This window comes from Rhodococcus koreensis, assembly GCF_017068375.1.
Taxonomy (GTDB): Bacteria; Actinomycetota; Actinomycetes; order Mycobacteriales; family Mycobacteriaceae; genus Rhodococcus_F; species Rhodococcus_F koreensis.
The window spans coordinates 6,106,168-6,112,921 of record NZ_CP070609.1; the positions used below are offsets into that span (position 1 = coordinate 6,106,168).

Below are 6,754 nucleotides of genomic sequence, written 5' to 3' on the forward strand. Positions count from 1 at the left end.
GCTATGCCTTCGACGACGCGAGCGGTTCGGTGGGAGCCGTGTTCGGCGGTGTGGGTGCACGTCGGGTGGGAATTGCCACGGTGATGGCCGCGGCGACGAGCGCGACACCGCAACCGATCAGCAGACCGGTCCGGAATCCGCCCTCGGTGGGCAGGGTGTGGCCCGCGACCTGCACGCTCATCTGCGCCAGGACCACGCCGACGACGGCCGCGGACACCGACGTGCCCACCGAACGCATCAGGGAGTTCACGCTGTTCGCGGACGCCGTCGCGGACTGCGGCACGGCGCTCATCACGAGGGCGGGCATCGCGCCGTAGGCGAGACCGACGCCCGCGCCGCAGATGCAGGTCACCACGACCAGACCCCACGTCGACCCCATCAGGAACATCGACGACCCGTAGCCGAGGGCGATGACGAGGCTGCCGACGAGCAGCGTGACCTTCGGTCCGCGGGTCGACGACAGCTTGGCGCCGAACGGGGACACCGCCATCATCATCAGGCCCGACGGGGCCATCCACAGACCCATCGCCAGCATCGACTGTCCCAGGCCGTATCCCGTCGACGCGGGCAACTGCAGGAGTTGCGGAACGATCAGCGACTGGGCGTACATCGCGAAGCCGACGACGACGGACGCGGCGTTGGTCAGCAGCACCTGACGTCCGGCGATGACCCGCAGGTCGACGAGGGGCTGCGGAGTGCGGAGTTCCCACCGGCCCCACGCCGTCAACACGATGATCGTGGCCGCGAACAGGCCGAGGGTGGTGCCGCTCGTCCAGCTCCAGTCGGCGCCCTTGGACACGGCCAGCAGCAGGCACACCAGTCCGACGCCGAGCCCGACCGCCCCGACGGGATCGAAGCGGCCCCGGGTGCCGTGCACCGGGGTGGCGGGCACGAAGTACCAGAGCAGTACGGCGATCACCGCGCTGAGCCCGGCGGCGCCCCAGAACAGCACCCGCCATGAGGCGTTCTCGGCGACCGTCGCGGCGAGCGGCAGGCCGAGGGCACCGCCGATGCCCATCGACGAGCTCATCAGGGCGATGGAGGAGTGCAGGCGCTCGGGCGGCAGCAGGTCCCGCAAGGCGCTGATTCCCAGCGGGATCAGGCCCACCCCGACGCCCTGCAGTCCCCGGCCGATCACCATCGGGGCCAGGGTCGTCGCGAGTGCGCAGACCACCGAGCCCAGGACGAGCGGCACCGTGCAGATCAGCATCATTCGACGCTTGCCGTAGAGGTCGCCGAGACGTCCCGTGACCGGGGTAGCCACCGCGCCGGCGAGCAGCGTCGCGGTGATCACCCAGGATGCGTTGGAGGCGGTCGTGCCGAGGAGTCGGGGCAGGTCACCGATCAGCGGCACCACGAGGGTCTGCATGAGTGCGGCGACGATGCCGGTGAATGCCAGCACGGCGACGAGGCCGCCCGGGCGGACGACGGGCGTCGGACTGTCCACACGAATCTCCTTGACGTTGCGAAACACAATTTGTGCACCCTACACAGTCTATGCATGGTGCACAACATATGTATCCTGCATATTGGTCAGGAGGGGCGTTTTCCGAGGTAGGCCGCGGTGAGGCCGTACGCGACCACGGCGGCCACCGACACTCCCGTGGACGTCCACCCCCACGAGTCCGGCCACGGCGTGGTCCCCGATGTGGTGAGCGGCGTGTACGCCGTCCACCCGTAGTCGACGACCAGGGGGACGGTGAGCGCGGCGGGGATCGCCAGCGCCGCCGCGGTGACCGGTCCGCTCGACGGCACGCTCGACGCGAACGTGTACGTGGCCGCGAGCGGAAGGAGCAGCCACATCGCGCCGAGTTGCAGGTTGTCCCACGGCGGGTGCTCGAACACTGCCGACGCGGCGACCACCGCCAGCGCCGCGATGCCGAGAACCGGCTGGGGGAAACGCCGTCCGAGCACGGCACCCGCGAGTGACAGTGCCGCGGGCAACAGCAGCCACGGCCACGAATCCGGGAACGCGGACCTGCCGATGCCGCCCGTGGCGACGAGCGCCATCGCGGCGAGCAACACGATCCCGGTGCGGCCCTCCAGCCACAGCGCGGCGGCGATCACCACCGCGACGAGAACGATCCCGAACACCCACCGGCCCTGCATCCCGCCGTCGGAGTCCACGTCCCACGCCTGGTGAACGAACCACCAGCACAGCACCAGCCCGACCAGCGGCACCACGATCCCCGCGACGACGGCGCGCCTGCTCACCGCGAGGTCCGCCCGCTCGCCGAAGTCGCCGGACCACAACGCCACAGCCAGAACCACGGCCGTGAGCGCGAGGACGGCCAGCGCGGCCGCATCGACGGTGTGTCCGGGAAGGTAGTCCGCGTAGCGCCGGGGGAGGGATATCCGGAGATGCTCGATCGGTCCGTCGAGGAGGACCCCGGTGAGGACACCCGCCGCGAGTGCGGTCTGCAACCACTCGAGGTCGGCGGTGGCGCACAGTCCGACGAGACCGCCGAGGAGAAGTCCCGCAGCGACGCCGCCGAGGAACATCTCGAAGTCCCACGGCCCGATCGAACGGGCGACGCCCAGCAGTGCGAGGCCGGCGAACGACAGCGCCGACAGGCCCCGGCGGGCCCGAACCAGCACCGTCACCAGGACTGCGACGACCGCGGCGAGGGTGGCACCGGCGGCGGGATCGAGATACGACGCGTCCAGGACCTCACGGCCCACGACGAACACGAACCCACCGGACCCGGTGGACGTCAACGCAATTCCCGCGACGAACCCGCCCAGCAGCAGGCACACGTGCGAGATCCGGAAAGTCATCCTCCGAGCATCGCGTACGGGTGTCGGCCTTGAAGTGACCGACGCGCAGGGGAAGGCTGGAGTCGTCGAAGTGCGCTCGGCAGAGAAGGGGTGGTCCGTGTGGTCATCGACAACGACGTCTACAACCGGGTGGGGGAGTCGTGGTGGGAGGAGGACAACCCGCTCAACCTGCTGCACGGAAGCCTGACGCCGGGACGATTCGCCTACTTCCGCAAGGTGCTCGGCCAGACGATCGGTCCTGACTATCGCGGTCTGCGTGCCCTCGACGTCGGGTCGGGTGGAGGGTTCCTCGCGGAGGAGTTCACCCGGATCGGATTCCGCGTGACGGGAATCGATCCGTCCCCGGTGTCGATCGACACCGCCCGCCGTCACGCCGACCGCGCGGAACTCGACATCGAGTACCGCATCGGGTCGGGCGAGCGACTCCCCGTGCCGGACTCCACGTTCGACGTCGTCTACTGCTGCGACGTCCTCGAGCACGTGTCGGATCTGGGCGAAGTGATCGCCGAGACGTCCCGCGTGCTGAAACCCGGCGGCCTGTACCTGTTCGACACCATCAACCGCACATTCGTCAGCAAGCTCGTCGCCATCAAGATCATGCAGGAGTGGCGGATGACGCGGATGTTCGACACCCCCATCCACGACTGGTCGATGTGCATCCGTCCCGCGGAGCTGACGGCGATCCTGGAGCGCCGCGATCTGCGGCTCGGCGAGATCGTCGGGCTCGGGCCGCGGTCGAAGAATCCTCTCCGGCTCCTCGACCTCGCCCGGGCGGGCGGAACCCGGCTCAGCTACGGGGAGTTGAGCCGCCGCCTCGACTTCGGGCAGATCCGGAGCACGGCCATCTCGTACATGGGATACGCCGTCGCGAACGGCGAAAGCCCGCCGCGACAACGCGACGGGCTCCCGGACGGGCGCGATCAGCTGTAGTCGTAGAAGCCCTTGCCGCTCTTCTTGCCGAGGTGCCCGGCATCCACCTTGCGCTTGAGCAGCGTCGGGGGAGCGTAGTGCGGCTCGGCGAACTCCGCGTACAGCGACTCCGCGGCGGCGAGCGTGATGTCGAGACCGACGGTGTCGATCAGCGTCAGCGGACCCATCGGGTACCCGCAGCCGCCCTTCATGGCCTCGTCGATGTCCTCGGCGGTGGCGTAACCCGACTCGAGCATCCGGACCGCCGACGTGAGGTACGGGATGAGCAGCGCGTTCACGATGAATCCCGCGCGGTCACCGGCTCGCACCGTCTTCTTGCGCAGCGTGTTCTTCGCGTAGTCGGTGACCGCGGTGACGGTCTCCTCCGACGTGACGAGGCTGACCACGATCTCCACCAGCGGCATCACCGGCACCGGGTTGAAGAAATGGACACCCACGACCTGCCCGGGACGCTGCGTGGCGTTGGCCATCTTGATCAGCGGAATGGACGACGTGTTGGACGCGAGGATGCCGGACGGCTTCACGACCTTGTCGAGCTTCTGGAAGATGTCGACCTTGAGGGATTCGATCTCCGGCGCCGCCTCGATGACGAGGTCGCGGTCGGCGAAGTCGTCGATGTCGAGGGTGACCCGCACCCGGGCGAGCGCGGCGTCCGCGGCCTCCTGGTCGAGCTTGCCCGCCTTGACCCCGCGGGCGAGGGACTTCTCGATCCGGGCCTGCGCGGCCTCGGCGAACTCCGGCTTCGTCTCGAGGATGAGAACCGAGCTGCCGGCCTTGATACATACCTCGGCGATGCCGGCACCCATGGTGCCGCCGCCGATCACGCCTACTAGTTCCACAAATTCTCCTTAGATATGCCCGTGCGTGGTTAGCGAGTCCAGAGACTCGTTAACCACGCACGGGCGGCGTAGCCGCCTACTTCAACAGTGCACGCGACATCACGACGCGCTGGATCTGGTTGGTGCCTTCGTAGATCTGGGTGATCTTCGCATCACGCATCATCCGCTCGACGGGGAAGTCGGTGGTGTAGCCGGCGCCACCGAACAGCTGGACGGCGTCCGTGGTGACCTCCATCGCGACGTCGGAGGCGAAGCATTTGGCGGCCGCGGAGATGAAACCGAGGTTCTTCTCGCCGCGCTCGGCGCGGGCCGCGGAGGTGTAGACCATGAGGCGCGCGGCCTCGACCTTCATCGCCATGTTGGCGAGCATGAACTGCACGGCCTGGAAGTCGCTGATCGACTTGCCGAACTGCTTGCGGTCCTTGGTGTAGGCGAGGGCGGCGTCGAGGGCGCCCTGTGCGAGGCCGACTGCCTGCGCGCCGATGGTGGGACGGGTGTGGTCGAGGGTCTGCAGCGCCGTCTTGAAACCGGTGCCGGGCTCGCCGATGATGCGGTCGCCGGGAATCTTGCAGTTCTCGAAATAGAGCTCGGTGGTGGGCGAACCCTTGATGCCGAGCTTCTTCTCCTTCGGTCCGACGACGAATCCTTCGTCGTCCTTGTGGACCATGAACGCGGAGATGCCGTTGGCGCCCTTGTCGGCGTCGGTGACGGCCATGACGGTGTACCAGCTGGACTTGCCACCGTTCGTGATCCAGCACTTGGACCCGTTGAGGATCCAGTCGTCGCCGTCGGCCTTGGCGCGGGTGCGCATGCTCGCGGCGTCCGAACCGGCCTCGCGCTCGGACAACGCGTACGACGCCATCGCCTCGCCGGACGCGAGCTGCGGCAGGACCTGTTGCTTGAGTTCCTCGGAGCCGTTGAGGATCAGGCCCATGGTGCCGAGCTTGTTGACGGCGGGGATCAGGGAGGAGGAGCCGCAGACGCGGGCGACCTCTTCGATGACGATGCAGGTGGCGACGGAGTCGGCGCCCTGCCCGTCGTACTGCTCGGGGACGTGGATGGCGTTGAAGCCGGAGTTCACGAGGGCCTGCAGCGCCTCTTCGGGGAAGCGCGAATCCTCGTCGACTTCCTTCGCGTGGGGTGCGATCTCCTTCTCGGAGAGCGCGCGGATCGCGGACCGCAGTTCGTCGTGCTCTTCACCGAGCTTGAACAGATCGAAGTCCGGATTTCCGGCCATGGGGGCGCTCCTTGCTGAGTCTCGACGGCACCGAGTCTGAGCGGCACTCCGTGCCAGGTCTATTTCCGTTCAGGTGGGCCGCAACGTTCGTGGTCGGCAAACTACTGCCACTGGAGTGCAGTCAACCACGGCACTGAGTGCCAGTCAAGGGTGGGTGTCGTCACCTTCGGCCGCTCAGCCCCGGCGCCGGGACAACTGCGTCCGGATGCGCCCGGTGATCTCCTCCACGGGAGTCCCCGGCGGGTACGAGACCACCAGTACGGCGTCCTCTTCCTGCGTGGATGCCCCCGGGGCGACGCCGAACGTCCGGCGCACGTCGAGCAGGGCCCGCTCGAGTTCTTCCGCGGTGGCGTCCGGGTCGCCCTTGATCATGTTCCGAAGCAGAAAGTTGTGGCACGCGGTGACAGCGGCCGCGAATCCGATGACCTTAAGGACCGGTTGGGTGGGCACTACGCCGCGCAGGTAGTCGACGAACAACCGCTCGTAGCGGACGCCGGTGACGATCTCCCGGTCGCGGAGCGCGGGAACCCTCTGGACCACCTGGTACCGGCGCACCGCCAGTTCCCGGTTCTCCCGGAACCTGTCGAAGACCAGGCCCGCTGTCCTGCAGACCGCCGCCCACGGGTCGTCGGTTTCCGTGGTCAGATGGTCCTCTGCCTGCTGCAACAGTGATTCGTGATCGGCGAAGATCACGTCCTCCTTGGAGCGGAACTGGCGGAAGAACGTCCGCCGGGACACCCCGGCGGCCGACGCGATCTGCTCGACGGTCGTCGCCTCGTACCCGTTCTCGGAGAACAGCCGGATGGCCTGCGCCACCACGTGGACGCGGAAGTCCGCGGGATCGATGCCGGGTGTGTCGACGCGCTCGGTCATGAGGCCCAGTATCCATCGGCGGCATTGGACCCGCAGTGCCCTGGACCCGGAACGCCGCGCGGGCGGATACTCGAAAGAGTGCGTCCGTCCTGGTTGG

Annotated in this window: 6 protein-coding genes; 1 reads left to right on the forward strand and 5 read right to left on the reverse strand. The window is 68.0% G+C overall.

The genetic code is table 11. The features are described 5' to 3' along the window. Position 1: 1 nt before the first annotated feature. A complete protein-coding gene (locus JWS14_RS28030) occupies positions 2–1,447 on the reverse strand; it encodes an MFS transporter (protein ID WP_072944641.1) in 1,446 nt (481 codons plus the stop codon). Positions 1,448–1,533: 86 nt separating this feature from the next. After that, positions 1,534–2,778 carry a hypothetical protein gene (locus JWS14_RS28035; RefSeq protein ID WP_072944639.1) on the reverse strand — a complete coding sequence of 415 codons (1,245 nt, stop codon included), beginning with the start codon at positions 2,776–2,778 and terminating at the stop codon, positions 1,534–1,536. A gap of 90 nt (positions 2,779–2,868) precedes the next feature. On the opposite strand from JWS14_RS28035, the gene ubiG reads away from it, so the two are divergent. After that, a complete protein-coding gene (ubiG, locus tag JWS14_RS28040; RefSeq protein WP_072944637.1) occupies positions 2,869–3,708 on the forward strand; it encodes a bifunctional 2-polyprenyl-6-hydroxyphenol methylase/3-demethylubiquinol 3-O-methyltransferase UbiG in 840 nt (279 codons plus the stop codon). Here ubiG and JWS14_RS28045 read toward each other — a convergent pair. The 3 genes from JWS14_RS28045 to JWS14_RS28055 form a co-directional block, all read right to left on the reverse strand. Next, entirely contained in the window at positions 3,699–4,547 is an 849-nt protein-coding gene (locus tag JWS14_RS28045) for a 3-hydroxybutyryl-CoA dehydrogenase (protein WP_072944635.1), read from the reverse strand. The genes ubiG and JWS14_RS28045 overlap by 10 nt on opposite strands. 76 nt (positions 4,548–4,623) lie before the next feature. After that, positions 4,624–5,784: an acyl-CoA dehydrogenase gene (locus JWS14_RS28050; RefSeq protein ID WP_206014872.1), complete on the reverse strand. Its 1,161-nt coding sequence runs from the start codon at positions 5,782–5,784 to the stop codon at positions 4,624–4,626. 174 nt (positions 5,785–5,958) lie between these two features. Continuing rightward, the gene (locus tag JWS14_RS28055) at positions 5,959–6,657 is read right to left on the reverse strand and encodes a TetR family transcriptional regulator (RefSeq protein ID WP_206014873.1); all 699 of its coding nucleotides are present in this window, start codon (positions 6,655–6,657) and stop codon (positions 5,959–5,961) included. Positions 6,658–6,754 lie beyond the last annotated feature (97 nt).